This is a genomic window from Dactylosporangium sp. CA-233914, from assembly GCF_050942935.1.
GTDB lineage: Bacteria > Actinomycetota > Actinomycetes > Mycobacteriales > Micromonosporaceae > Dactylosporangium.
Genome location: NZ_CP192030.1, coordinates 8,319,872 through 8,345,436, shown reverse-complemented (window position 1 = coordinate 8,345,436; position 25,565 = coordinate 8,319,872). Strand labels below are relative to the sequence as shown.

The window sequence follows — 25,565 nt, the reverse complement described above, 5'->3', positions numbered from 1 at the left end:
AGGGCGTGGCGCGCAGACCGCACGAAGTTGTGACCGAACCGATCGGGGCGCTGCTGGCCAGCGTGCCGAAGAGCAAGCCGAGCTGGCTCACCATCGTCAAGACCACCGCCGCGGCGACGATCGCGTGGATGCTGGCCCGGCAGTTCGGCGAGAACGCCGCCGTGCTCTTCGCGCCCGTGATCGCGGTGCTGACGCTGCAGGCCAGCGTCTACGGCTCGATCGCCACCGGGCTGCAGCTGCTCTTCGCCAACCTCGTCGGCACCGCACTGGCCGGCGCCTGGACGAAGCTGCTCGGGCTCACCTGGTGGTCCCTCGCGCTCGCCGCGTTCGCCGCGCTGGCGGTCGCCCGGCAGATCACCAACACACCGCTCGCCCGCAACCAGCTCACCATCGCCACGCTCGCGGTGCTGGTCCTCGCGCCGGTCGCGCACGGATACGGCCAGTGGCGCTTCATCGATGTCGCCATCGGCTCGGTGGTCGGGCTCACCATCGCCGTCGTCGTGCCGGAGCGGCCGCGCATCGCGCACATCCGGGCCACGCTCGACACCTGGGGGCGGACCGCGGTCGCGGTGCTGTGCAGCGTCGCCGACGAGCTCAAGGGCGCGGACGGGCCGCTGGAGCCGGACGGGCGGCACGCCTGGATCGCCGAGTCCCGGCAGCTCAACGAGGTCGGGTCCGAGGCCGTCGCCGCGGTCGCCGGGGTCGAGGAGGTCACGCTGCTCAACGTGTTCGCCCGCGGGTTGCGCCGCGACGTCGAGGACGTGCGGCGCCAGCAGCTGTGGCTGGTACGCATCACCCTGCAGGTGCGGGCGATCTCGCTCGCCGTCGACCGGCTCTACGACCGGCCGGGGCAGCCGCCGGCGCTGGAGCGCGAGACGCTGCGGGCCCTGCTGCTCGCCCTCGCCGATCTGCTGCGGCGGCGCCTCGATGGCGAGGAGCCCGTCGACACCTCGCTGCGCGCCGGGTTGATCGCCGCCGTCGAGCGGGTGCACACCGTGTTCCCGACGGCGCTGGCCGCGCTCGACTCCGTTTCGCTGCTCGGGCGGCTCGACCAGCTGCGCCAGGACATCGCGGGCGAGACGGCGGAGGCGCTCGTCGACGCGGACACGCTGCCGCGCAACTCGTCGAAGGGCAGGTGAGCGAAGTTCGTTCATCGCAGTCAGCCATGCGTGAACGACCGCTCCTTGCCTCGCTCGTTCTTCATAGGGCAGGCTAACCTTCGTTCGGCACGAGGGCGGGCGAGGCGGGGGACGGATGGCGCGCGAGGAGGAGTCGCTCAGCGACCTGCTGGGCGGCTGGCGATCGGCTGTGGAGACCGCCGCCCCGGTGCTCGGGTTCGCGGTGGGCTGGCTGGCCGGCGGGCACTCGATCCCGCTCGGTGCCGGGATCGCGGTCCTGGCCGGCGCGGCCGTCGCCGGCTGGCGCCTCGCCGCGCGCAGGCGCCCGATCGGCACCGTGTTCAGCCTGCTGGTCGTCTGCGTCGGTGCGCTGGTGGCGGTGCGCACAGGCCGCGCCGAGGACTTCTTCGGCGTCCGGGTGCTCACCAACGCCGCCAGCGCGCTCGGCTGGGCCGCGAGCATCCTGGTCCGCTGGCCCCTGCTCGGCCTGGTGGTCGGCACGGTGCTGGGGCAGAAGGCGCGGTGGCGGTCCGATCCGGCGCTGCTGCGGGCCTATCAGCGGGCCAGCTGGGTGTGGGTCCTGCAGTACGTCCTGAGGCTCGCCGTCTTCGTCCCGCTCTGGTGGGCCGGGGCGGTGCTCTGGCTCGCCGCCGCGCAGACGGTCCTCACCTGGCCGCTCGTCGCCGCGTGCCTCGCGGTCAGCTGGTGGGTGCTGCGCCGCTCACTGCCCGCCGGGCACCCCGGGATCCGCCACCCCGTCCCGGTCCGTGAGCGCGGCGAGCGCCTCGTCGACGGTGTCGGTGAGAATTAGGACCCGGTCCAGCGCCGTCAGGTCGAAGATGCGCCGAATCCGCGCGTGCGGGCAGACCACGGCGAACCCGCCAGCATCCCGCAGCCGCTTGTGGATCGACACCAGCACCCGCAGCGCCGTCGAGTCGAGGAAGTCGACCCGCGACAGGTCGAGCACCAGGCGCGTCGCCCCGTCGTCGAGGATCCGGTGCAGCAGGGTGTGCAGCTCCGGCGAGGTGGCCACGTCGAGCGCCCCGGTGGGCGTGACGACGGCGCACCCACCCACGGTGCCGGTCGCGATACCGTCGGTCATACCCGCCCCCACGGCCTGCAGCGGTGCGTCAATCGAGGTCCCTCTCCGGTCGAGCTTGCGGCATGGTACCGCCCCGGCCCGCGGCGCCGGCGATCCCACGCCCGGACCATTCCGTGCGTGACCCCTCGGCGCCTCCCGCCGTTGAGCCCTGCGACACGACCGCATCACCTCACGACGCCGCGACGGGATTGGACTCCATGGACGGGACCGCCACCGAACAGCTCAGCATGACCGCCGCCGAACTGTCGTTCCTGCTGGCCAGCGGCGATCGGCAGGGTCAGACCCCGCGCCTTCTGGGCCTGGGCGACGCCGACCGCACCGACGCCGTGCTAAGCGCCGGCGTGGGCTCGCTGCTGCTGCGCCACCTGGCCGCTCCGGTCGAGGGCAGCCGGCTGGAGCTCGCCCCCGCCGTGGCCGCGGTCGCCGCCGGGCTGCACCGCCCGCGCGGCTTCGTCCAGGTCGGCCTGACCGCCGAGGACCACACCGACGGTGCCCTGCTGCTCGACGCCGGGCACATCCGGCTGCTGGTCGCGGCGCGGGCGTACCGCTGCTACGACATCACCCCGATCCCGGCCGACGCCGACCTGCGCGATCCGCTGCTGGCCGTCGCCGACAAGTTCCTGCACCGCCACCGCCCGGCGCTGGCCACCTTCACCGCCTCGTCGACGGCCGACTTCGAGCGCGGCGTCCAGCCGGCCCGCGCCACGCTGTCGTCGTCCGCCGAGGGCACCTGGAAGGTGGCGGCCCGCGACGGGACCGAGACCTCGGCGGACGACTTCGACATGGCGGCGAAGGTGCTGCGCGAGGAACTGGCCGGCATGCTCCCGATGGCCCCCGTTTCCTGAGGTGGCCGTCATCGAGGCGATCGGCGCGCGCGACCCGGACCGGGCGGAGCCGGCGATGCGCGCGCACCTCGACAGCAAGCTCGGCCTACTATCGGGACTCGCCGTTCACGCCCAGCCGTAGCCGGAGCGCAGCTGCGCGGCGACGCGGTCGAAGCGCTCGCGGTCGAGCACGGCCCCCTCGCGGCGGATACCGTCGGCGTCCACGGTGAGCACCCGGTCGAGGCGCACCCAGCTCGGGCGCTGCTCCCGGTCCCAGGTGCCGGGGCCGAGGGCGTACCAGTTGCGCTGGCCGTCGCGGTCGGACTGGCTGGAGAGCATCAGGCCGAGCACGTCCCGGCCCTTGCGCCCGACGACCAGCACCGGACGGTCCTTGCCCTGGCTGGGGTCGTCCTCGTACGCCACCCACGTCCACACGATCTCGCCGGGGTCGGCGTCGCCGTCCAGCGCCGGGGAGTACTCCAGCAGCTTCTGCGTCTCGTGCTTCAGCGGGGGGCCGGGGACCGGCCCGCGGGCGGGCTTGCGCGCGACCGTCACCGGGGCGGGGGAGGAAGGGGCGGGACGGCGCATGCCCAGCCGCGTTGCGACCGCCTGAAGAAGTCGTTTCACGCCGACGACCATAACGTTCCCCGTCTTTACGGTCTTGTCCGCGGCAGGAACACTGTGCCCCATGTACGACTTCGATGTCCTCGTGCTCGGCTCCGGGCCGGGCGGGCAGAAGGCCGCGATCGCGGCGGCGAAGCTCGACCGGCGGGTCGGCGTCGTCGAACGGCGCAACATGATCGGCGGGGTGTGCATCAACACCGGCACGATTCCGAGCAAGACGCTGCGGGAGGCGGTCATGTACCTGACCGGCCTCAACCAGCGCGAGATGTACGGCCAGAGCTATCGCGTCAAGGAGGACATCACCGTCAGTGACCTCGGCGCCCGGACCACCCACGTGATCGGCCGGGAGATCGAGGTCATCCGCAGTCAGCTCGCCCGCAACCGGATCCGGCTGCTGCCGGGCACCGGGCGGTTCGTCGACCCGCACACCATCGAGATCTCCGACGAGCAGGGGCGCGAGTCCCACGTCACCGCCGACAAGATCATCCTCGCGGCCGGGACCCGCCCGGCGCGCCCGGAGAGCGTCGAGTTCGACGACGTGACGATCATCGACTCGGACGGGATCCTCAACCTGGACAAGGTGCCGCACTCGATGGTGGTGGTCGGCGCCGGGGTGATCGGCATCGAGTATGCGTCGATGTTCGCGGCCCTGGGGACGAAGGTCACCGTGGTCGAGCGGCGCGACCGGATGCTCGACTTCTGCGACCTGGAGATCGTGGAGGCGCTGAAGTACCACCTGCGCGACCTGTCGGTGTCGTTCCGCTTCCGCGAGTCGGTCGCGGCGGTCGAGAAGCACGGGCGCACCGCGGTCGCCGTCCTGGCCAGCGGCAAGCGCATCGCGGCGGACACGGTGATGTACTCGGCCGGGCGGCAGGGCGCGGCGGACCTGCTGTCGCTGGACAAGGCGGGGCTGACCGCCGACGCGCGCGGCCGGATCACCGTCGACGAGCACTTCCGCACCGAGGTCCCGCACATCTACGCGGTCGGCGACATCATCGGCTTCCCGGCGCTCGCCTCGACGTCGATGGAGCAGGGCCGCCTCGCCGCGCACCACGCCTGCGACGAGCCGGTGCGCGCCATGCAACAGCTGCAGCCGATCGGCATCTACACCATCCCGGAGATCAGCTTCGTCGGGCGGACCGAGGACGACCTGACCGACGCGAGCATCCCGTTCGAGGTCGGCATCTCCCGCTACCGGGAGCTGGCCCGCGGGCAGATCATCGGCGACTCCTACGGCATGCTGAAGATCATCGTGTCGCCCGAGGACGGCAAGATCCTGGGCGTGCACGTCTTCGGCACCGGGGCGACCGAACTCGTCCACATCGGACAAACCGTGATGGGGTGCGGCGGGACGGTCGACTACCTGGTCGACGCGGTCTTCAACTACCCGACGCTCGCGGAGTCGTACAAGGTTGCCGCGCTTGACGCGATGAACAAGATGCGGTCGGTGTCGCGCCTGAGCGCGTGAGCGGGGTTAGGGTCGGCGCGTGACGAGGCTTCGGGGGATCCTGCTCCTGCTGTGCGCGCTGGCCCTGCTCACGCCGCTGGCCGCCGCCTGCGACGACGGCAAGCCGTCGGTCGACGAGCGGTTCGCGGCGTTCCTCGACGCCTGGCGCAAGGCCGACTTCACCGGCTTCCAGGACCTGCTCACCCAACAGGGCCGCACGCTGAACCCGGCCGCGGCCAAGGAACTGCTGGCCGGGACCGAGGGCGACCTGTCGGCGCGGCGGCCGGCCCTCACACCGCACGGCAAGGCGGTCGTGCAGGCCGCGGACGCCACGCTGAGCGTCGGGGTGTCGTGGCCGCTGCCGGACGGTCGGACGTGGACGTACGACACGAAGGTCGCGGCCCGGCTGCTGGGGCAGCGCTGGCAGCTGTACCTCGGGGCGAGCACCGTCAATCCGGGGCTGGAGGACGGCGAGCACCTGGCTCTGCGCTCGACCCCGGCCAAGCGCGGGATCGTCACCGCCGCCGACGACAGCCCCATCGTCAGCGACACCCCGGTCGTCTACGTCGGCGTCGAGCCGCAGCGGGTGCCCGACGTCGCCGGGCTCGTGCGGCACCTCGACGCCGTGTTCCGCTCGGTGCAGGTCGAGGTCGACGTGCAGGGCCTGCCGGCGAAGCTGCAGGCCGCCAAGCCGGACGCGTTCGTCGACGTCGTGACCCTGCGCAGGAGCGACTACGCACAGATCGCCCGCGACCTCGGCGCCGCCGAGGGTGTCCGCACCCGCGACGGCGTGCTGCCCCTGCCGCTGACCCGCACGTTCGCCCGCGCGCTGCTGGGCACCTCGGGCACCGTGACCCGGGAGCTCATCGACGCCGGCCAGGGCGCGCTCAAGCCCGGCGACATCGCGGGCCTGACCGGCCTGCAGCGCCGCTACGACACCCGGCTGCGCGGCCTGCCCGGCGTGCAGATCGTGGCCCTGGACAAGGGACCCGGCCGGGAGCTGTTCACGCTCCCGGCCCAGGACGGCGCCACCGTCGCCACCACGATCGACCCGCGCGTGCAGAAGGCCGCCGACGCGGCGATCGCCACGACCGCGAAGCCCTCGGCGCTGGTGGCGCTGCGGGTCGGCGACGGTGCCGTGCTCGCCGCCGCGAACGGGCCGGGCGCCGCGGGGTACAACCTCGCCTTCCTGGGGGAGGTCCCCGGGCCGGCCTGGCCCGCGGACCCCGCCGCCCTCGGCGTCGGCGCCAGGTGGGACGCGCTCGGTGCGGACGTCTTCACCGGCCGCACCGCCCAGAGCGGCGTGGTGGCGGCCCCCGTCGGCTACGCCGCGGCCGCCGCCGCCCTGTCCCGCGGCAAATGGCAGGATCCGGTGCTGGTCAAGGGCGGCAAGCCGGCGGCACCGGGCCCGGTCGTGTCCGGGACCCTGAGCGTGCCCGGCCTCAGCGTCGGCGTCCGCGGCGACATCGCCTACTGCGTCTACGTCACCGACGCCGGCCACGACGTGACCGATCCAATCGCGGAGGCCTTTCTCGCCGCGATCCGGTAGCGTCCGCCTCGTGCCCTTCGGTTGACGTCGCGCCCCTGAACCCCTGCCCGCCGATGTCCGGCGCCTGAGCCGGCGCGGGGTCGGGTGGGCACTGCTGTCCGACGCGGTGCCGCTCTACCCGCTCTACGCCCTGCTGTTCACCGACACGGGCCTGTCCGGCGGGCAGATCTCGCTGCTGTTCGCCATCTGGTCCGCGGTCGGGATCGCCGCCGAGGTGCCCACCGGCGCGCTCGCCGACCGGTTCTCCCGCCGCGCCTCGCTCGTCGCGTCCGGGCTGCTGCAGGCGTCCGGGTTCGCGCTGTGGACCGCGCTGCCGTCCTTCGCCGTGTTCGCGGCCGGGTTCGTGCTGTGGGGCCTGGGCGGGGCCCTCCCCAGTGGGGCGCTCGAGGCGCTGCTCTACGACGGGCTCGCGGCGGCCGGACACTCCCACCGCTACGTGCGCGTCTGCGGACAGGTCACCGCGGCCGGGCTGATCGCGCAGGTCCCCGCGGCCGTGGCCGCCGTGGCGCTGTTCCCGCTCGGCGGGTATCGGCTCGTCGGCTGGGTCAGCGTCGCCGTCTGCCTCACCGCCGCCGCCCTGGCCGCCCGGCTGCCCGAATCCGTCGCGGACAGCGACGAGGAGTCGTGCGCGGACGGCTACTTCGCCACGCTGCGGGACGGCCTTCGCGAGGCGGCCCGGCGCCCGGCGGTGCGCACCGCGGCGCTCGTGCTCGCGGCCCTCGCCGGCCTCGATGCCTTCGAGGAGTACTTCGCGCTGCTCGGCGCCGCCTGGGGCGTGCCGACCGCGGTCAACCCCGCCTTCACCCTGGTGATCACGCTCGGCGGGGCCGCGGGCGCCGCGCTCGCCGGGCGCGCCGGATGGCTGCCGGGCGGGGGCCTGGCCGGGCTGATGCTGGCCGCCGCGGTCGCGCTCGCCGGGGCGGCCGCACTCGACCGGCCGGCCGGGATCGTCCTCGTCGCCGTCTTCTATGCGTTGTATCGGCTGGTGCTCGTCGTCGCCGACGCGCGCCTGCAGGCCGTGATCGCCGGCGCCGCCCGGGCCACGGTGACCTCGGTCGCGGCGCTGGCGACCGAGGTGTCGGCATTCCTGGTGTACGGTGCCTGGGCGTTCGGCGGTGTCTGGTGCGTGGCCGCGCTGACCGTCGCGCTGTCGATTCCGTTGGCCGGCGCGGCAAAGGGTGGGAAACGTGCGCGTGAATGAATCGGATCGGCGGTTGCCCTGCGTAAAGGTCATCGTCGCTCGGCGTAGATAAGTCGGGCGCTCGGCAGTACCATCTAAGTCGCTAAATGCGCAAAAGCCTGCAAAGGCGTCGGGCCGGCCGCTCGGAACGATCCTGCCAGGTACTCCTCATTCGGCAGCGAACTGGGTAGCGTCTGCCTCGCTGCGGTCAACCGCGGGGCGGGCAAGGCGTTGCAGATAAGGGCAGCTGGGAGTGAACGGGTCGGCACGTGGGGTGCTGGCGGGCTACGTCGGCGCGATGGCGGTCCTGGTGATCGCCAACTTCGCCCTGCCCGCGTTCCACCTCGTGCTGTGGTCGGCGATCGGCTACGCCTCCGTCGCGGCGATCCTGCTCGGCGTACACCTGCACCGCCCCCGCCGCCGCGCGCCCTGGCTGCTGCTGGCCGCCGCGGTCGCCTGCTTCATCACCGGTGACCTGACCGCGGACGTGCTCACCCGCCTGCTGCACCGCTCCGGCTTCCCGTCGCTGGCGGACGCGTTCTATCTCACGATGTACGTCCTCATCGCCGCCGCCATGGTCTGGCTCTACCGCCTCGGCGTCGTGCGCCGCGACCCCGCCGGGCTCTTCGACGCCGCCACGCTCACCGCCGGCCTGGGGCTGCTGTCGTACATCTTCCTGATCCGCCCGTACGTCGAGAACGAGTCGCTGTCGATGGTGGACCGCAGCATCTCGATCGCGTACCCGCTCGCCGACATCGTCGTGCTGCTCGCCGGCGCGCGGCTCATCGCCTCCGTGCGCCTCAACACCGCCGTCGCGCTGCTGGCCGCCGGCGGCGCCGGGCTGCTCAGCTCCGACGTCGGCTACGGCCTGCGCCAGCTCGCCGGCGAATGGGCCACCGGCGGACCGGTCGACATCGGCTGGGCCGCGTTCTACGTGCTGTGGGGCGTCGCCGCGCTGCACCCGTCGATGGTGCAGCTCACCGAGCCACAGATGCAGCGCGGCGGCGACGAGCGGCTCGGCCGCCTGCTGCTGATCGGCCTGTCGCTGTTCATCGCCCCGATCGTGCTGTTCGTCGAGATGCGGGGAGGCCGGGTGCGCGACGCCGCCGCCATTGCCGCCGTGTCCGCGCTGCTGTCCGGCCTGGTCCTGCTGCGCCTGGGCCGGGCGGTCCGCGCGCAGCGGCTCACCGTCCAGCGCGAGCGACGCCTGCGCAGCGCCGGCGCCGCGCTGCTCATGGCCACCGACGAGGACGCCGTGATGCGCACGGTCCGCGTCGCCGTCGCCGACCTGCTGCCGCCCGGCCGCCCGCACGCCGTCGCGCTCGGCCCGGCGCTGGGGCCGAAGGCGTCGATGCCGTACCGCTCCGTCCTCGACCCGCGGGTCGCCGCCGAGCTCGGCGCGTTCGAGGTGACCCTGTGCTGCCCGCTGGCGCTGGCCGACGGGCGGGCGGCGGAGCGGGCGCTGTACGTCGCCGCCGACGAGGTGCTGCTCGTCGGGCTGCAGGAGGCCGCGCAGATCCTGGCCACGCAGGCGGCGATGGCCGTGGAGCGCATCGCGCTGGGCGAGGAGGTCGGGCGGCGTAACAGCGAGGCGTACTTCCGGACCCTGGTGCTCAACACCGCCGACGTCATCCTCATCGTCGGCGGCGACGACCTCGTGCACTACGCGAGCCCCTCCGCGCAGGCGCTGTTCGGCTCCGACCTCGTCGGCACCGCACTGCCCGCCGCGTTCGCCGCCGACAGCGCCACGGAGGTCGGCCGGCGGCTGCGGGAGGTCCGCGCCGGCATCGCCGCCCGCCCCGGCGACGACCTGCGGGTGACCGGCCCCGACGGCCGCCCGGCGCTGGTCGAGGCGACCTTCCGCGACCTGCGCGACGAGCCCACCGTGCGCGGTGTGGTCGTCACACTGCGGGACGTGACCGAGCGCAGCCGGCTGCAGGCCGAGCTGTACCAGCGGGCCACCTTCGACGCGCTCACCGGCCTGCCCAACCGCGAGGTGTTCCTGACCCGGGTCCAGGAGGCCGTCGCCTCCGGTGCGGAGACCGGCGCCACGGTCGGCGTGCTCATCGTCGAGCTCGACGACTTCAAGGTCGTCAACGACACCTTCGGCCACAGCGCCGGCGACGAGCTGCTGGTCGCCGTCGGGCAGCGGCTCACCGAGGCGCTGCGGGCCGTCGACGGCTCCTACGGCGCGGCCGGGACCGTCGCCCGGCTCGGCGGCGACGAGTTCGCCGCGCTGGTGCGCCGGGCCGGCACGTCCGCCGAGGTCGAGCGGGTCGCCGAGCGGGTGCTGCGCAGCTTCAAGGCGCCGTTCGAGCTCGCCCACGGCACGGTGACCGCGACCGCCAGCATCGGCGTGTCCACCACCACCGAGGCCGCCACCGCGCAGGAGCTGTTACGCCACGCCGACCTCGCGGTGTACGTGGCCAAGGACGCCGGCCGCGACCGCGTGCGGCGCTTCGAGTCCTCCCTGCACAGCGCCGTCGTCGAGCGGCACAAGCTGCGCGCCGACCTCGACCGGGCCATCGCCGACGAGGCGTTCCTGCTGCACTTCCAGCCCATCGTCACCCTCGCCGACGACCGCACCCGCGGCTTCGAGGCCCTCGTGCGCTGGGACCACCCGACCCGCGGCATGGTCCCGCCCGACGAGTTCATCTCCGTCGCCGAGGAGAGCGGCCTCATCGTCCCGCTCGGTGCGTGGGTGCTCACCAACGCCATCACCGCCGCCGCGCAGTGGCGCATCGCATACCCCGGCGAGGAGATCTACGTCTCGGTCAACGTCTCGGCCCGGCAGTTCCGCTCGCCGGACTTCGCCCAGTGGGTCCTCGCCGAGATCGACCGGCTCGGCCTGCCGCCCGGCGGCCTGCTGCTGGAGATGACCGAGAGCCTGCTGCTGCACGACGACGGCGAGGTCGCCGCCGAGCTCGCGGCCCTGCGCCAGGCCGGGGTCCGGATCGCCATCGACGACTTCGGCACCGGTTTCTCTTCGTTGTCGTACCTGCGCCGCCTCCCCGTCGACGTGCTGAAGCTGGACAAGAGCTTCATCGACACCGTGGTCTCCTCGGCCGAGCAGCACGCGGTCGTCGACATGATCGTGCAGCTGACCCGGATCCTGAAGCTGCAGGTGGTCGCCGAGGGCATCGAGACCGAAGCGGAGCGCGAGCTGTTGGTGACCATGGGTTGCGATCATGGCCAGGGTTATTTGTTCTCACGGCCGTTGAGCTACGGTGACGCGAGCCAATGGTTGTCGGACGATGCATCGGGGCCTCAGCGGAGAGGCCGCTCGGCGGCCTGAAAAACCCACCGGAGGGCACGTGTACGCCTCGGAACTCGCCACCGAAGTCGACCTTGATCCCCGATACAGCGGCATCGCCCGCCTCCGCGCCGAGACCCGCTTCTACGACGCCGTCATCGACGAGATCGACGGCCGCCGCATCCGGATCGGCGAGCACTGGCTGACCGACTGGGCCTCCTGCAACTACCTCGGCTTCGACCTCGAGCCGCAGATCATCGGCGCCGTCGAGGAGCAGCTGCGCCGCTGGGGCACCCACCCGAGCTGGTCGCGGATGCTGGGCAACCCGGCGCTCTACCCGCGGATCGAGGAGCGTCTCGCCGACCTCCTCGGCGCCCCGGACGCCCTGGTCCTGCCGACCATCACCCAGATCCACCTCTCGGTCATCCCCGTCCTCGCCGGGCAGGGCACGATCCTCATCGACTCCCGCGCCCACAAGACGATCTGGGACGGCTGCGTCTTCGCCCGCGCCCAGGGCGCCACGCTGGAGCGCTTCCGCACCCTCGACCAGCTCGCCGGGCTCCTGCCGGCGGCCGCGGCGAAGGGCGGCCCCGTGCTGGTCTGCATGGACGGCGTCAACAGCATGACCGGCAACATCCCCGACGTGCGGCAGTATCTCGACCTGTGCCGCGCCCACGGCGCCGTCCTCTACGTCGACGACGCACACGGCTTCGGCGTCATCGGCGCCCGCTCGCACGACGAGAGCAGCCCCTACGGCACGTCCGGCAACAGCATCATCCGCTACTTCGGCGAGTCCTACGACAACGTCGTGCTCGTCGGCGGCTTCTCCAAGGCGTACAGCTCCCTGATGGCGTTCCTGGCCGTGCCGACGGTGCTCAAGAACCGCCTCAAGTCCTCGGCCGCGCCGTATCTCTACTCCGGCCCGTCCCCGACCGCGTCCCTGGCCACCGTCCTGGCCGGCTTCGACGTCAACGCCGAGCGCGGCGACAAGCTGCGCGCCGAGCTCTACCGCATGTCGATGCGCGTCCTCAACCACGTGCGCGGCCTCGGCGTCTTCACCCCCAACACGGACGACACCCCGATCATCGAGCTGCCCATCGCCCTGGACCGCGACCTGGTGGCCGTCTCGGAACTGCTGTGGCAGCGCGGCCTGTTCGTGACGCTGGCGCCGTATCCGGGCGTGCCCCGCGACCAGGTCGGCTTCCGGGTCCAGGTCACCGCGGCCAACACCGACGCCGAGATCGACCATCTCAACGCGGTCATCTCGGAGTTGGCCGGCGCCGGCGTCTTCCAGGAGGCCCGCGAGGGCAGCGCCAGCTGATCCCGGCCCGCCGTAGGGCGCGATGCTGGGTGCGTGACCCGTTCTCACCCCTGGACGGGCTCGGGCTGCTGCGGCTGTGCTGATCTTCGCGAAGTGGCCCGCCATGGCGTCCAGGTGGCGACGTGCCCACTGCCTCGGCGAGGCGGCCAGTAGCGGCCGGATGACGCTGCGAAGTATTTAAGGTTCGGATTTTTTCGGGTCGTCTACCGTAAGTGGATAGAAGGAACGCCCGCCCGCGAGGGAGGTCCCTCAGGGGCGGGCCGCTATCACGGATTCATGCTGTGCTGCCGCTTCACCCCGAGCTGCTCGCACGACGCCGCCGAGGCCATCACCAGACACGGCGCCGCGCGCGGCCTGTGGCTGGCCACCCGCCGCCTGGCCCGCTGCCGCCCCGGCGGCACCCACGGGCTGGACCCGGTCCCGATCTGAGGTCCCGTCCGAGCGCTTACCTTTCCGGTTCGCGGCCCCCGGCTGTTCGTGGCCCCCGCTATTCGTGGCCCCGCTACTCGCGGCGCTGGTGGCTCAGACGCTCCGGGTGACCAGGACCGGCGACGCGGCGTGGTGCACGACCATCTGCGTGATCGGGTTCGGGCGGGGCTGCTCGTACCACCCGACCCGGTGGGCCCCGACGATCAGCATCAGCGCGTCGCGGGCCGCCTCTGTCAGCGTCTCCAGCACCCCGGTGTCGCGGCTGTCGAAGTGCGTCTCGACCTCGGGGTGGCGCAGCAGCCACGGTTCGAGCTCGGCCGCGACCACCCGGTGCGGCCGGGCCCGGCCGGCGTGCATGGCGACGAGCGGCACGTGGCGAGCGGCCGCCTCGCCGTAGCCGAACGCGAGCGCCCGCTGACTCGACGGCGACCCGTCGACCCCGACGACGATCGGGGCATGGGCGGGCAGCGCGGCCATCGGGTCGGCCCAGCGCCAGCCGTTGTTGACCACCAGGACCGGGCAGTGCGCGAACGCGGCCAGGTGCGAGCCGACCGACGCGTCGAGGGCCCCGCCCTCGTGGACCCGCCCGCCGATGACCACCAGGGCCGCCGTCCGCGACTGCTCGCGCAGCACCCGCGCGGGCGACCCGCCGAGCGTGACCGTCTCGACCGCGATGCCGGGCTGCCAGGTCTTCGCCTCCGCGGCGGCGTCGAGCGCGACGCCCTGCCCGTCGGCCGGCCCCTCCCATGACAAGGCGTGCACGATGCGCAGCAGGCGGCCGTGCCGGGCGGCCTCGTCGGCGGCCCAGCGAGCGGCCCCCGTCGACGCGGCGGACCCGTCGACGCCGACGACCACGGGACTGTGTTCCAGCAGCATGACGCACCCCCCTTCCCCGTTCCACCCTCCCTCTCCCGCCACCCCGGGAGCAAGGGACGTTTGCGCAGCTGAACGACGCTGGGGCGCCGGACAAATCGGACGAGTTGCCGCGTCGGGCCGGCGAGCGGTTCGCTCTGGAGGCGCCGGGCGCGGGGTTCGAACGCGTCACGGCGGGCAGTGACCGGCGCATGAGCACACCTGTCGTACTCATCACCGGGGCCCTCAGCGGGATCGGGCGGGCCACCGCGCTCGCGTACGCCGAGGCGCACGCCACCGTCGTCGCGGCCGGGCGGCACGACGAGGCCGGCGCCGACCTGGTCGACGACCTGCGCGACGCCGGTGGCCAGGCCGCCTACGTGCACGCCGACGTGCGCCGGGACGACGAGGTCCGCAGGCTCGTCGCCGCCACCGTCGAGCGGTTCGGCCGCCTCGACGTCGCCGTCAACAACGCCGGGACCGAGGGGTTCACGGGGCCGATCGAGGAGCAGACCCCGCAGACGTACGCCGAGACGTTCGAGACCAACGTCCTCGGCACGATGCTGAGCCTCAAGCACGAGCTGCGCGCGATGGTCCCGCGGGGCGGCGGCAGCATCGTGAACGTCTCGTCGATCTACGGGCACACCGGGGAGCCGGCCCTGCCGGTGTACGCGGCCAGCAAGCACGCCGTCGAGGGGCTCACGAGGTCGGCCGCGCTGGAGGTCGCCGGGGCCGGGGTGCGGGTGAACGCGGTCGCGCCCGGCCCGGTACACACGCCGATGCTCGACCGTTTCATGCCGACGCCGGAGGCCGTGGCGGTGTCCGCTTCCCGGGTGCCGATGGGCCGCATCGGCACCCCCGACGAGATCGCCGACGTCGTGCTGTTCCTCGGCTCCGACCAGGCCAGGTACATGACCGGCCAGGTGGTCACCGTCGATGGTGGCGCCTCGGCCGGCTGAGTGACACCCGTCGCTTTCCCCGGTAGCTGATCGTGTACGGTCCCGTTCGACCGAGATCGCGAGGGGAGCGCGGGACCATGCACATCAACGACTTCTGGGTGGCCATCCCGATCGGCCTGGTCATCGGAGTGCTCGGGCGCCTGGTGCTCCCCGGCCGCCAGTCCATCGGCGTCTTCATCACGTTCCTGATCGGTGTCGGCGCCGCGCTGCTCGGCACGCTCGTCGCCGAGCTGGTGAACCTCGACGACAAGGCCGTCGTCAAGATCTGGAAGATCCAGTGGAGCTGGTGGGAGCTGGGTATCCAGGTCCTCTTCGCCGCGGTCGGCATCGGCCTGGCGAACATGCTGACGTACACGAAGCTCGCCTCCGGCAACCCGCGCCCCCGCAAGCGCACCACCCGCAAGAAGCGCACCAAGAAGACCGAGGACGACTGATCACTCGTCCAGCCAGTTGATGGGCCCCGGCTTCGGCTTGGGCCCGAACAGCGGCCGCGGGACGTGCCGCGGCGTGGCGGGCGGTGGTTTCGGCGGCGGCTCCGGCTCGCTCTGCCAGGGCTCGGCGGTCTCGTACTCGAACCCGTCGACCGGCACCGCCTCGACCCGGATCCGGGTGATGGCGGGCGCCGGCGTCCGCAACGGCCGGACGGCCAGCTGTGGCGGCGCCTCCTCCTTGGGCTCCTCGCGAACCTCCGGCACCGGGCGGGGCCGCGGCGGGGCGGGCGGCCGGCTGAAGACCCCGGCGGCGGTCTCCCGGTTCGCGTACCGGTAGCCCCGGACGGGCGGGGGCTCCTCGGTCTCCTCGGCGCGGCGTCTCCATCGGGGCATGGCGGCACCTCCTGCCCTGCTGTACGGACAAATCGCCCCCGGGGATCAGCGCCTGTCGGCGACCGCGTCCCGAGCTGAGCGGCTGCTGCTCGGGGACCGAGTGTTTTCGGTTGACGGTCGGCGCGGTGCTCGGCAGCATCCCGCTCATGGACGCGACGACGCGGGCGAACCGGGCCGTCTGGGAGACGGCGTCGCAGAAGCACGTGCAGGAGTACGACGAGCTGCTGGCCGAGGCGGCGAGCGGCTCCTCGCTGTTCGGGGCCGAGCGCGAGCTGCTCGGCGGGATTCTGGGCCGGGCGCCTCGGGTGGTACACCTGCAAAGCGGCCACGGCCTGGAAGACGTCGCCCTGGTCAAGGCCGGCGCCCGCGAGGTGGTGGGCGTGGACTACAGCACCGTGGCGACGGGCGCGGCCCAGCGCCGGGCCGACGAGCTCGGCGTGGCCTGCCGCTACGTGGTGGCCGCCCTGCCCGGCGCGCCGCTGGCCGATGGGTGCGCGGATCTGGTGTATACCGGCAAGGGCGCCCTGATCTGGATGCCCGATCTGACGGCGTGGGCCGGGGACGCGGCCCGCCTGCTGCGCCCGGACGCCCACCTGTTCATCTACGAGTCCCACCCGGCCGTTCCCCTGTGGACCTGGGACGAGGACGAGCCCCGCATCCGGCCCGACCGCAGCTACTTCGCCCGCCGGCACGTCAACGACACCTTCCCGGCACGCGGGGCGGTCGAGTGGCAGTGGACCCTGGGCCACCTCATCACCGCGCTGGCAACGGCCGGCCTGCGGCTCGTGCACGTCGCCGAGTACCCCGACCCGTTCTGGCGCCCGTCGCACGTGCGAGCGGCGGCGTGGAACGGCGCACTGCCCAACGCCTTCTCGATCCTCGCCCGCCGCCCCGGGCCGCCGGTGTAGGCGTGCTCGGCCGATGCCGGCCAGAAGCTCCTCGTGGCGTACCCGGCGAAGTCCCGGCGGCTGCAGTACGGTGAGCCCATGCGGGCCATTCGCGTCATGGCCGATCTGCGGGTCGGCGACCTCGAGGCGGCCAAGGAGTTCTACGCCGGCTTCCTGGGCCTCGGCGTCGAGGAGTTCAACCTGGGCTGGGTCGCGCGATACACCTCGGAGGACCGCCAGGCCATTGTCCAGCTCCTCACGCGCGACGCGAGCGCGGCCGAGGACCCGGTCATCTCCGTGCACACCGACGACGTCGAGGCGGCCTACGCCGAGGCGCAGGCGCTGGGCTACGAGATCGTGCACCCGCTGACCACCGAGGCCTGGGGCGTCCGGCGGTTCTTCGTACGAGACCCCGACGGCAACGTGGTCAACATCGTGGGCCACAAGGACTGAACACCGGCCAGGCGGTGCCTTCGCAGGGTCATGGTCATCGCAGGAATGCGGCGATGGTGACGGTGGCATGCAGCGACACGCCGTCGATGTCGAGCCTGTCGGTCATGTCGCTCTCATCATCGCGGTGACGACTAAACCTCACCGATCGCAGCGGCCTGGATCGAGCTGTGCAGGGCGGGGCCGATCGGTCCGCTCAGCTTGGTGAGTTCCTGGATGCGCTGTTTGCTGGCGCGTCTGGTCTTGCGGTCGAGGACGAGCTTGAGGTCGCCGGCGGCAATGATGGCCACGAGTGCGGCGTCGGCGGGGTCGATGCTGCCGATGGGGTTGTGCAGGGCGGTGTTGACCCGGTCGAGGAGTTCCTTGCGGACGCGGGGGTCGCGGATGGTCACCTTGGTGGTGGGGAACAGCCCGAGAATTCTGTGGGGTTGGAGGTGGACCCAGCCGCCATCGTTGAGCTGCTGGCGTACCGTTCGGACGGCGGCGCGGCCGCGTTCGTCGGTGAGGTGGCCGCCCCGGTAGAGGTCGGCGAGGGCCGCGGCGCGGAGCATGGCGCCCAGGTAGGTGCCCAGGCCGACCCGGCCTTTGTCCGGGTTGTAAGCCAGCAGGAAGATGCGCTGGGGGAGGCTGTGGGGTACGGCCATGTCATGCTTCTTTCGGGTCGCGTGTGGCGGGGGATACTGCGACGCCCCTGGTCAGCGCTGCTTTGACGATGCGGATGGCCTCGTTGGCGTCGATGCCGACGCTGGCGATGACGGCGGCGTATTCGGCGGCGGCGCGACTGGCCCGTTCGCGTCCCTTCTCGCCGGCCGCGGACACGAACGAGCCGGCTGACCCGCGGGTCTCGATCAACCCTGCCTCCTCCAGCTCCCGGTAGGCCCGGCCGACGGTGTTGACGGCCAAGCCGAGGTCTGCGGCCAGCCGACGGATCGTCGGCAGCCGGGTGCCCACGGCGAGCGTGTGGTCCTGGATCTGCCGGGCGAGCTGAGCACGCAACTGCTCGAACGGCGGGACGGGCGAGGCCGCGTCGATGACGATCATTCGGTTCACGATGCGCTCATGACGTGCCGCGCCACCATGGCGGTCCGCTCGGTCCGCGCCTCGATCAGGGCCTGCGCGATGACGCTCAGGACGATGAAGACGAGCCAGACAACGTTCCACCACCCGAATGTGGTACTGAACACCGACACCACCGGCAGCGACCACACCGACCACACCGACATCGGCACGGCGCCGACTCGGGCATCGTCGACCCGCATGATGACGTCAGCGCCGCCGGAAGCTGGCGAAACGCCCTGCCGTGACGGTCCGGCCCCGGGCGCCGGTCGGCGAGCCTTCGAGCTTGGCGAGGACCGCCTCGGTCATCGGGTGCTCGAGGCGGTCGAGGGTCTGCGGGGCGCGCCGCCAGGCGGTGCGTGCGGCGGGCTCGTCGTCGCGCCGCAGGTTGATGATGGTCTCCTCATCGTCGGCGGCATCGGGGTCTCGGCAATCGCGCACCGCAAGGGTGTCCAGGCCCCCTCTGGTAACAGGCCTTCGACTCGGCGTGGCTGGCCCAGGCTGTCCCAGGCCGCGGCCTCGCGGCTGCCGTTCTTGCGGGGCGGTTCCATCCCGGCCCGGCGGTGCAGTGCAGCCGCGAACCACGCCAGCGCCGCGTCCACGTCCGGCAGCCAGCCGGCCGGCACGACGGACCCGGGACGCTCACGCTGGCTGTGCCATGCCGGTGTGGGCGTCCCGCGTGTCAATACGACGTGGGGCTGGCCGCGGAACGGTGTGGACAGCCGGGCCCGGCCGCCTCAGCACCAGGCGGTGTATTCGCCGGCGAGCTCGGCCCGGACGGCATGAACCGGTGAACAGATCTGCGGTGTCCAGTACGTTGTCGCGGTGCTGATGTAACAGATGTACACCCCGAGCCACGAGCTCTGGCTGTATCCGGTGTCCTGCTTCGCCACAAGGCTGCCACCGCCGACGCATCCGAGCCCGGTCGGGTACACCACCAGGCGCTCGCCGTCCCCGCCTGACGGTCAGGGGCGGCTCAGGTTGGCCAGCAGGGTCGCGCGGACCATGGCCCGGCCGGCCTCCTGGGCGCCGAGCAGCGCCGCGTCGTCCTCGACCAGCGTGGTGGCGATCGTCGTGTCCAGCGGGGCGGCCTCGGACAGGGCCGTGGCCACCGCCGTGCCCAGCGGCGGGCCGCCGGCCTGGCCGACCTCGCCGCCGATGACGACCAGGGGCGGGTCCAGGACTGCGACGACCGCGGACAGGCCGATCGCGATGCGGCCGGCCAGGGCGGTGATGAAGTCGTGGGCGGCGGTGTCGCCCTCGGCGGCCCGCACCGCGGCGGCGGCCATGGTGCCGGCGGCCGTGGGGGTGGCGATGCCGTGGGCCGCGGCGAGCTCGAGGACCGCGGCGCCGCCGACCAGGTCCTGGAAGTTGCCGCCGCCAGGGCCGCCGATCGGCATGTACCCGATCTCGCCGGCGCCGCCGCGGGCGCCCCGCAGCAGGGTGCCGCCGAGGTCGATGGCCAGGCCCAGGCCGGACTCGCCGAGCCAGAGCAGGGCGAAGCTCTCGGCGTCGCGGCCGGCGCCCTGGGCGCGCTCGGCCACCGCGGCCAGGTTCACGTCGTTGTCGACGCCGACCGGGACGCCCAGGCGGTGGCGGAGGTCCTCGACCAGGCCGGGGCGGCCCCAGCCGGGGACCTCGACGTGGTGCAGGACGTCGCCGCGCGGGTCGTACGAGCCGGCGACCGCGATCTGTACCTGCGCGACGGGCTCGCGGGCGACGCCGGCCTCCTTGCACACCGCCTCGACGATGTCGACGACGCCGGTGACCGGGTCGGTGCGGGCGAAGTCGACGGCGGACTCCAGGCGCGCGCGGACCGTCCCGGCGAGGTCGGTCACGGCGGCCGTGACCGCCGGGGTGTCGCGGTCGCCGCGGTCGCGCACGGACAGCGCCACGGCGTAGGCGGCGTCGGGGTTCACGGCATACACCTCGGCGTTGGGGCCGGGGCCGGCGCTCACGTAGCCCACGACGCTGACCAGCTTCGCCTCGGTGAGGCGACGCAGCGCCTCCGAGATCGTCGGCTTGGACAGGCCGGTGAGGTCGCGCAGGTCCCCGCGGGTCAGCGGCCCGCGTTCCAGGATGTGACTCAGTGCGGCCGCGTCGTTCATGGCCCTGAGCAGCTTCGATGATCCGCCGAGGTGCGTCATTGTGGCTCGAAAAGTACGGGCGGCCCTCGCCGGTGTCAATCCGCGACCCGCCATAAATGCCACGGAATCGACAAAAAGCGACGCCGTCTATGCTGCATGTCATGCCGCTGGAGCGCGGCGCGGTCCAGGAGATGATGCTCGTCACGCTGCACGCCCGGGCCGCGCGCCGGCAACGAGGCCGCGCGCCGGCTCGTCGAGGCGACCGACCACGACTTCACGCAGTCCGAGCGCCACGCCGGCTGACGCTGTTCCACGTGCTGCGATCATTCGGCGTACGACGAGCGGACGCGCCGGTTCCTCGCCGAGTGTCCACACAGGACGGCGGTGGAACTCGGGACGGCCGGTGGAACACGGGACGGCGGTGGAACTCGGGGCGAGGCTGAGCACGCGCGCGGACCGGCTCGACAACGCCACGGCGCGCTGGATGCTCGCGCACCTGCCCGACGTGTCCGCGCTCCGGCCCGGGCTGCTGCCGGACAGCCCACGGCGCCCGACCGTGGTCGGCTCGGTGCCGCAGCCGGACTGGGCCGACGCCGTCGCCGCGCCGCCCGGCCCTTGCAAACGATGAACTCGGCCGGTTCATGTCGCGACGTGGAGCTCGACAAGCAGGCCCCTGCGTGTGCATGCCTGCCCGTCGCGCGCCCGCGGTGCGGCAGCCGAAGCCGCGCAGCACGGTTCGGGATCCCGTCGGTCGGTGATGCCGGGCGGCTGGCTCGGCGGCCAGGGCGGCACCGGAGCGTCGGCTCCGTCTGTTGACGACATTACGGTCACTTCGGAGGGGATCGTGCTCCCGTTCCTCCTCGGCCCCTGATACCTGAGGTGGCGGTCGCGGCGAGTGACGGACTCGGCGTCGTCGTCCGTGGTGGTGCGGTCGAGCCGCGCGCCCAGCGATTGCCGTCAGGCCGTCTGATGGTCGAAGGCGACGGGCGGCGAGATCGGACACGTGAATGACGAAGTGGACGTGGTCTGGGTGAAGCACACGGCGGCCGGGCTGAGCCGGGGCTCGGCGGCGGTGAGGATGCGCCGGTGCGGCGGTGGGCTGGCGGGTGGCGGGTGTCGGGGAGGTGGGTGGTGGTGCGGCGGTGGTGCGGCGGTGGGCTGGCAGGTGTCGGGGAGGTGGGTGGTGCGGCGTTGCTGGAACGGCTCGGACGTTGCTGCGGCGGTGACGCAGCGGCGTCGCCGCAACGGCCTGGCTGGTGCGGTGGTGGTGGCGCTGCGGATTGAGAGCACGACGACTGGACGCCTCGGGGGTGTGACGTCGGCGCAGGCTGGGAACGCGGCGATGGTGTAGGCCTTGGCGAAGGCTCTGGTGATGGTGCACGGGATGTCGGCGGCGATGGTGGCCTCGGCGACTGCGTACGAGCTGCCGGTGGGGGCGGGAGCGATGGGGCGGCAAGGTCGTGAGGGCGGGACGATCCGGGCAGCGCGGGCGCGGACGGATCGGAGCGGGGGTTGGGCTGGGTGGCTGGGTGGTCGGGGTTGGGCTGGGGCCCCGGGCGGTGGGAGTCGGGCTGGATCGGCGGGCCGCCCGGGTTGGGCTGGGTGGCCGGGCGGTGGGGGTTGGGCTGGATCGGCGGGCCGCCCGGGTCGGGCTGGGTTGGCGGACGGCCGGGGCTGGGCTGGGTGGACAGGGAGCGGCGGCGGGCGGCTCGGGCGTCCTGTTCGGCCCAGTGGGCGGTGATCTCGGCGGTGCGGGCCTCGGCGTCCAGGCGGGCCAGACGTTCGGCATGGCGCGCCTCCAGACCACGGCGGCGGGCCTCGGCGAACTCGGCGCGGACCGCACGGCGGCGGGCCACCTGACGGTTGTGCTCGGCCAGCATCGCGTCCAATCGGCTGCGCCACTCCGATTCGGCGGTTGTGGTCAGCACCTCGCTCATGGGAAGAACTTAGAACAGGGGTATGACAATATCCGCTGAGCAGGGGAAACGGGTGGGCTGGCCGGTGCCGAGGGGTGAGACACTGGAAGTCGCTCTTGGAGCGCCCGGCGGCTCATTGAAGATGTTCGTCCGGGCGTGGGTGCGTTTTACGACCCGGCGCCGGTCGGGAGGTGGCGGCCCGACGCGGCCGCTTCGCTCGAACAGGTCCCTATTGTCGGACATCCCGCGGCGTTGACCGGATGAGCGTCACGCGGTTGCCGGCTGGGTCGGTGATCTGGGCCTTGACCACCCAGCCGTTGTCGGTTGGCGGCATGATCACGGTGCCGCCCAGCGATACGGCCCGCTCGACCGCCTCGTCGAGGTCGTCGACCGCGACGCCGAACACCACGCCGGGGGCGTCCTCGGACTCGACCAGGGCGCCGTCCGGGCTGCCCGGTGGCGTGCTGACCAGGGCGTAGCCGGGGCCCTTGGCGTTGACCTGCCAGCCGAACAGGTCGGCGTAGAAGCGGTGCTGGGCGGGCTCGTCGCCGCCGTGGATGTCGATGTGCACGATCGGACTGCTCATCATGAAATTCCTCCAATATCCGAAAAATCGGTCAGATAGCGGGCGAGCCAGCGCAGCGGGGCGGGATTCGTGCGGTACAGCCGGAATGTTCCCTGCTTCTCCAGTGCGACGAGGCCGGCCTTGCGCAGCACCTTGAGGTGCTCGGACGTGCTCGCGGGCGCCAGGCCCAGGGCGTCGGTGAGTGCCCCGGCCGCCTGAGGGCGGGGGCCGCACAGTCGCAGGATCTCGCGCCGCGCCGGATGCGCGACGGCCCGCAGCAGCTCGTCGACCTCCATGAGCTCACTATTTCGCCACTACCCGAAATAGTCAACCAGCCGGGGGAGCGCGGCGGTGACAGAATCGGGCACCTATGGAGCCCAGTCGCGTCCTCGCCGCCCTCGCCGACCTCGCGCCGGCCGGGCGGGACCGCGTGCTCGACGTGGCCAAGGGCGCGCCCGCCCCGCTGTGGCTCGCCGATCCCGAACGCGTCCCGGCCGGCACGGCCGCCCAGCGGCTCGCGGCGCTCGACTCGCTGCACCGGGAGGAGCGCATCCTGCGTCGCGGGTGGGCGTGGCTGCTGGGGACCGCCGAGATCGATGGCACCGCCCGGCCGATCCGGCTGCCGCTCGTCGCCGAGCCGGTACGGCTGGACGGGTCGGGGAGCCGGCTGCGCGGATATCGGGTCGTGCCGGCCGGCGATCTCGAGGTCACGCCGCTCGTCGGGGACCGGGAACTCGCCGCCGTGCTGGAGTCCGCGCCGGGGCTGGGCACCTCGGCGTGGCTGGGCGCGCCCGGGACCGGCGCCTGGGTCGGCACCGCGGCCGAGGCGGCCGGGTTCAAGCCCGACCGGGTCGCCGCCGACGATACCCCGCTTGCCCGGCTGCCCGACCGCGAGCTCATCGGCCAGGCCGTCGCCGGGCTGTTCGTCTCCCGCGAGGTCGCCACCCCCGGCCTGCGCGACACGCTGCGCGCCTGGGCCGCCCGGCCGGGGCTTGCCGAGACCGCCCTCGCCCGCGTCTACGGCGACACCCCGGCGCCCGAGGAGACCGCCGACGAGGAGGTGTACTCCCCGCTGCCGCTCAACCCCGCCCAGCGCGAGGTCGTCCGGCGCGTGCGGCGCGAGCGGATCGTCGTGGTCTCCGGGCCGCCGGGCAACGGCAAGAGCCACGCGGTCGTCGCGGCGGCGCTGGACACCGTCCACCGTGGCGGCTCCGTCCTCGTCGCCACGCAGGCCGCGCACGCGGCGGAGGTGCTGGGCGGGCTGCTCGCGCGATACCCGGGCGCCGAACCCGTCCTCTTCGGCAACGCCGAGCGCCGCGACCGGTTCGCGCTCGCGCTCACCTCCGGGCGGGCCGAGGGCGTGGCGGGCCGGCAGGTCGACGCCCGGCGGGCCGAGATACGCGCGGCCGCGGACGCCGTCCGGGCGATCGAGGACGGCATCGGCGCGGCCCTCGATCTGGAGCGGAAGGCGGCGACCATGGCCGTCTGGGAGCCGCTCCTGGCGGGCCTGCGCCTGGAGGCGCCGAAGGTGTTCGGGCCGGCATTTGACGTACAGAAGGCAAGAAAGGCCCTTGAATCTCGCTTTTTCCGGACATGGCGGGTGCGGCGGCGCGCGGGGGTCGCCCCGCGGCGGCTTCCCGCGCTGCTGGAGGCGCTGGAGGCCGACCGGGCCGCGGCGACCCTGGCGGTGAACGGCGGGACCGACCTCGCATCGGTGTGGCCGGCGCTGCTGGCCGCGGACGCGCGCCTGCGGGAGGCGGCCGGGGCGGCCATGCGCGACGCCGCCGCGGCCGCCGACCGCTGGGGCCGGGCCGCCCGGGGCAGCGCCGCCGAGCTCGGCGCCGCGCTGCGGGCCGGACGCAACCGGCGGCGAGAGGCGCTGGCCGCGCTGGACGGGCCGGCGCTGGTACGGGCGCTGCCGCTGTGGGTCGGTACCGTCGCGGACGTCGAGGACCTGCTGCCGCCGACACCCGGGCTGTTCGACCTGGTCATTCTCGACGAGGCCGCGCACATCGACCAGATCCGGGCCGCACCGGTACTGGCCCGCGCCCGGCGCGCCCTGGTCGCCGGCGACCCGAGCCAGCTGCGGTTCGTGTCCTTCGTCGCCGACGTCGACGTGGCCGCGACCCTGGCCCGGCACGGGCTGCCGGAGCGCATCGACGTACGGCGCTCCAGCGCCTTCGACGTGGCCGTCGGCGCCGCCCCGGTGACGTGGCTGGGGGAGCACTACCGGTGCGCGCCGCACCTCATCGCGTTCGCGGCGCGGCGCTTCTACGACGGGCGGCTCACCCTGATGACCCGCACGCCGGCGTCGGAGCGCCTGGACGCCATCGACGTCGTACGGGTCGCTGGCGCCTCGGTCCGCGACGGCGTCAACCAGGCCGAGGTCGACGCGGTGATCCAGGTCGTGCGCTCGTTGCCGGGCCCCGGCATCGGCATCGTCACGCCCTTCCGGGCCCAGGCCGACGCGATCGAGGCGGCGCTGCTCAAGGAGTTCACCGCCGAGGAGATCGAGCGGCTCGGGCTGCGGTCCGGGACCGTGCACGCCTTCCAGGGCGCGGAGGCCGACACCGTCATCGTCTCGCTCGGCCTGGTCGACGGCGACACGCCGGCCCGGCAGCGCTTCGCCGCCGAGCCGAACCTGTTCAACGTGATGACCACGCGGGCGCGGCAACGCCTGGTGTTGGTCACGTCCCTGACCGCCGGCACCGGCCTGATCGCGGACTTCCTCGCCCACGCCTCGGCACCATCCGCGCCGGTCGACGCGGCGGCTCCGGCGACGGCGACGTGGGCGGCCCGCCTCGCCGCCGAGCTGTCCGCGGCCGGCCGCGAGGTCCACGCCGCGTACGCGGTCGGCGACTGGACCATCGACCTCGTCGTGGACGGCGTCGGCTACATCTGCCGGCCGCACCCGGACGGCAACGCGGCCCACCTGGAACGGCAACGCGCCCTGCTGCGCGCCGGCTGGACCTTGCGCGACGCCTTCCCCACCCGCTGGCGCGGCGACGCCGTCCGGGCCGCCCTCGACCTGTGAACCGAGGCCGCCGGCCGAGACCGCCGGCCGAGACCGGGGGGCCGGGATTGCCCCGCGATCGGCGAACTCGGATCTCCGGGCGGACGAC

At 73.3% G+C, this 25,565-nt stretch carries 28 protein-coding genes; 16 read left to right on the top strand and 12 right to left on the bottom strand.

Annotation, left to right across the window (positions count from 1 at the left end; translation table 11 throughout):
• Positions 1-29: 29 nt before the first annotated feature.
• Both ACQPY0_RS37305 and ACQPY0_RS37300 read left to right on the top strand, forming a co-directional pair.
• Entirely contained in the window at positions 30-1,139 is a 1,110-nt protein-coding gene (locus ACQPY0_RS37305; RefSeq protein ID WP_432971712.1) for an FUSC family protein, read from the top strand.
• A gap of 115 nt (positions 1,140-1,254) precedes the next feature.
• Entirely contained in the window at positions 1,255-1,929 is a 675-nt protein-coding gene (locus ACQPY0_RS37300) for a DUF3159 domain-containing protein (protein WP_432971709.1), read from the top strand.
• Here ACQPY0_RS37300 and ACQPY0_RS37295 read toward each other — a convergent pair.
• The gene (locus tag ACQPY0_RS37295; protein ID WP_432971706.1) at positions 1,840-2,220 is read right to left on the bottom strand and encodes an STAS domain-containing protein; all 381 of its coding nucleotides are present in this window, start codon (positions 2,218-2,220) and stop codon (positions 1,840-1,842) included. The two genes, ACQPY0_RS37300 and ACQPY0_RS37295, sit on opposite strands and share 90 nt — an antisense overlap.
• Before the next feature lie 197 nt (positions 2,221-2,417).
• On the opposite strand from ACQPY0_RS37295, the gene ACQPY0_RS37290 reads away from it, so the two are divergent.
• A complete protein-coding gene (locus tag ACQPY0_RS37290; RefSeq protein WP_432971703.1) occupies positions 2,418-3,065 on the top strand; it encodes a hypothetical protein in 648 nt (215 codons plus the stop codon).
• A gap of 105 nt (positions 3,066-3,170) precedes the next feature.
• Here the strand turns inward: ACQPY0_RS37290 and ACQPY0_RS37285 are convergent, their stop codons facing one another.
• Positions 3,171-3,683, bottom strand: a complete 513-nt coding sequence (locus ACQPY0_RS37285) for a type II toxin-antitoxin system PemK/MazF family toxin (RefSeq protein ID WP_432971700.1) — start codon at positions 3,681-3,683, stop codon at positions 3,171-3,173.
• Positions 3,684-3,732: 49 nt separating this feature from the next.
• Between ACQPY0_RS37285 and sthA the strand changes: the two genes are divergently transcribed.
• The 6 genes from sthA to yidD all read left to right on the top strand — a co-directional run bounded on the left by sthA (position 3,733) and on the right by yidD (position 12,847).
• A complete protein-coding gene (sthA, locus tag ACQPY0_RS37280) occupies positions 3,733-5,136 on the top strand; it encodes a Si-specific NAD(P)(+) transhydrogenase (RefSeq protein WP_432971697.1) in 1,404 nt (467 codons plus the stop codon).
• A gap of 19 nt (positions 5,137-5,155) precedes the next feature.
• On the top strand, positions 5,156-6,664 hold the full coding sequence (locus ACQPY0_RS37275) for an NTF2-like N-terminal transpeptidase domain-containing protein (protein WP_432971694.1): 1,509 nt from the start codon (positions 5,156-5,158) through the stop codon (positions 6,662-6,664).
• A 106-nt stretch (positions 6,665-6,770) separates the two neighbouring features.
• Positions 6,771-7,865, top strand: a complete 1,095-nt coding sequence (locus tag ACQPY0_RS37270) for an MFS transporter (protein ID WP_432971691.1) — start codon at positions 6,771-6,773, stop codon at positions 7,863-7,865.
• Positions 7,866-8,097: 232 nt separating this feature from the next.
• Positions 8,098-11,139, top strand: coding sequence for an EAL domain-containing protein (locus ACQPY0_RS37265; protein WP_432971688.1), 3,042 nt, complete (start codon positions 8,098-8,100; stop codon positions 11,137-11,139).
• A 19-nt stretch (positions 11,140-11,158) separates the two neighbouring features.
• The gene (locus ACQPY0_RS37260) at positions 11,159-12,418 is read left to right on the top strand and encodes an aminotransferase class I/II-fold pyridoxal phosphate-dependent enzyme (protein ID WP_432971685.1); all 1,260 of its coding nucleotides are present in this window, start codon (positions 11,159-11,161) and stop codon (positions 12,416-12,418) included.
• Positions 12,419-12,694: 276 nt separating this feature from the next.
• A complete protein-coding gene (yidD, locus tag ACQPY0_RS37255; RefSeq protein WP_432971682.1) occupies positions 12,695-12,847 on the top strand; it encodes a membrane protein insertion efficiency factor YidD in 153 nt (50 codons plus the stop codon).
• A gap of 93 nt (positions 12,848-12,940) precedes the next feature.
• On the opposite strand, the gene ACQPY0_RS37250 is transcribed toward yidD, so the two are convergent.
• Positions 12,941-13,723 (bottom strand): universal stress protein, encoded by a 783-nt coding sequence (locus ACQPY0_RS37250; protein WP_432971679.1) that lies wholly within the window; start codon positions 13,721-13,723, stop codon positions 12,941-12,943.
• Between the two features lie 188 nt (positions 13,724-13,911).
• Between ACQPY0_RS37250 and ACQPY0_RS37245 the strand changes: the two genes are divergently transcribed.
• Positions 13,912-14,658 carry an SDR family NAD(P)-dependent oxidoreductase gene (locus ACQPY0_RS37245; RefSeq protein WP_432971676.1) on the top strand — a complete coding sequence of 249 codons (747 nt, stop codon included), beginning with the start codon at positions 13,912-13,914 and terminating at the stop codon, positions 14,656-14,658.
• A 77-nt stretch (positions 14,659-14,735) separates the two neighbouring features.
• A complete protein-coding gene (locus ACQPY0_RS37240; protein ID WP_432971673.1) occupies positions 14,736-15,092 on the top strand; it encodes a hypothetical protein in 357 nt (118 codons plus the stop codon).
• Here ACQPY0_RS37240 and ACQPY0_RS37235 read toward each other — a convergent pair whose 3' ends face one another.
• Complete coding sequence (locus ACQPY0_RS37235; protein ID WP_432971670.1) at positions 15,093-15,482, bottom strand: hypothetical protein; 390 nt, start codon at positions 15,480-15,482, stop codon at positions 15,093-15,095. It abuts the gene before it with no gap.
• Positions 15,483-15,592: 110 nt separating this feature from the next.
• Here ACQPY0_RS37235 and ACQPY0_RS37230 point away from each other — a divergent pair, with 110 nt between their 5' ends.
• Together ACQPY0_RS37230 and ACQPY0_RS37225 are read left to right on the top strand one after the other, a co-directional pair.
• Positions 15,593-16,390 (top strand): class I SAM-dependent methyltransferase, encoded by a 798-nt coding sequence (locus tag ACQPY0_RS37230; RefSeq protein ID WP_432971667.1) that lies wholly within the window; start codon positions 15,593-15,595, stop codon positions 16,388-16,390.
• Between the two features lie 78 nt (positions 16,391-16,468).
• Positions 16,469-16,822 (top strand): VOC family protein, encoded by a 354-nt coding sequence (locus ACQPY0_RS37225; protein ID WP_432971664.1) that lies wholly within the window; start codon positions 16,469-16,471, stop codon positions 16,820-16,822.
• A gap of 131 nt (positions 16,823-16,953) precedes the next feature.
• Here the strand turns inward: ACQPY0_RS37225 and ACQPY0_RS37220 are convergent, their stop codons facing one another.
• The 6 genes from ACQPY0_RS37220 to ACQPY0_RS37195 form a co-directional block, all read right to left on the bottom strand.
• Positions 16,954-17,463 (bottom strand): GOLPH3/VPS74 family protein, encoded by a 510-nt coding sequence (locus tag ACQPY0_RS37220; protein ID WP_432971661.1) that lies wholly within the window; start codon positions 17,461-17,463, stop codon positions 16,954-16,956.
• 1 nt (position 17,464) lies between these two features.
• A complete protein-coding gene (locus tag ACQPY0_RS37215; RefSeq protein ID WP_432971658.1) occupies positions 17,465-17,860 on the bottom strand; it encodes a GntR family transcriptional regulator in 396 nt (131 codons plus the stop codon).
• 5 nt (positions 17,861-17,865) lie between these two features.
• Positions 17,866-18,078, bottom strand: coding sequence for a hypothetical protein (locus ACQPY0_RS37210; protein ID WP_432971655.1), 213 nt, complete (start codon positions 18,076-18,078; stop codon positions 17,866-17,868).
• Between the two features lie 7 nt (positions 18,079-18,085).
• Complete coding sequence (locus tag ACQPY0_RS37205) at positions 18,086-18,316, bottom strand: hypothetical protein (protein ID WP_432971652.1); 231 nt, start codon at positions 18,314-18,316, stop codon at positions 18,086-18,088.
• 296 nt (positions 18,317-18,612) lie between these two features.
• On the bottom strand, positions 18,613-18,813 hold the full coding sequence (locus ACQPY0_RS37200; RefSeq protein WP_432971649.1) for a hypothetical protein: 201 nt from the start codon (positions 18,811-18,813) through the stop codon (positions 18,613-18,615).
• A gap of 27 nt (positions 18,814-18,840) precedes the next feature.
• Positions 18,841-19,983 carry an ROK family transcriptional regulator gene (locus ACQPY0_RS37195; RefSeq protein WP_432971646.1) on the bottom strand — a complete coding sequence of 381 codons (1,143 nt, stop codon included), beginning with the start codon at positions 19,981-19,983 and terminating at the stop codon, positions 18,841-18,843.
• A gap of 382 nt (positions 19,984-20,365) precedes the next feature.
• Between ACQPY0_RS37195 and ACQPY0_RS37190 the strand changes: the two genes are divergently transcribed.
• Complete coding sequence (locus ACQPY0_RS37190; protein WP_432971643.1) at positions 20,366-20,590, top strand: hypothetical protein; 225 nt, start codon at positions 20,366-20,368, stop codon at positions 20,588-20,590.
• A 1,102-nt stretch (positions 20,591-21,692) separates the two neighbouring features.
• Complete coding sequence (locus ACQPY0_RS37185) at positions 21,693-21,938, top strand: hypothetical protein (protein WP_432971640.1); 246 nt, start codon at positions 21,693-21,695, stop codon at positions 21,936-21,938.
• A gap of 169 nt (positions 21,939-22,107) precedes the next feature.
• Here ACQPY0_RS37185 and ACQPY0_RS37180 read toward each other — a convergent pair whose 3' ends face one another.
• Together ACQPY0_RS37180 and ACQPY0_RS37175 are read right to left on the bottom strand one after the other, a co-directional pair.
• The gene (locus ACQPY0_RS37180) at positions 22,108-22,467 is read right to left on the bottom strand and encodes a VOC family protein (protein WP_432971637.1); all 360 of its coding nucleotides are present in this window, start codon (positions 22,465-22,467) and stop codon (positions 22,108-22,110) included.
• Positions 22,464-22,739 (bottom strand): ArsR/SmtB family transcription factor, encoded by a 276-nt coding sequence (locus tag ACQPY0_RS37175; RefSeq protein ID WP_432971634.1) that lies wholly within the window; start codon positions 22,737-22,739, stop codon positions 22,464-22,466. Before ACQPY0_RS37175 ends, ACQPY0_RS37180 begins: the two co-directional genes overlap by 4 nt.
• 74 nt (positions 22,740-22,813) lie before the next feature.
• On the opposite strand from ACQPY0_RS37175, the gene ACQPY0_RS37170 reads away from it, so the two are divergent.
• Complete coding sequence (locus ACQPY0_RS37170; RefSeq protein WP_432971631.1) at positions 22,814-25,477, top strand: AAA domain-containing protein; 2,664 nt, start codon at positions 22,814-22,816, stop codon at positions 25,475-25,477.
• The last annotated feature ends 88 nt before the right edge of the window (positions 25,478-25,565 follow it).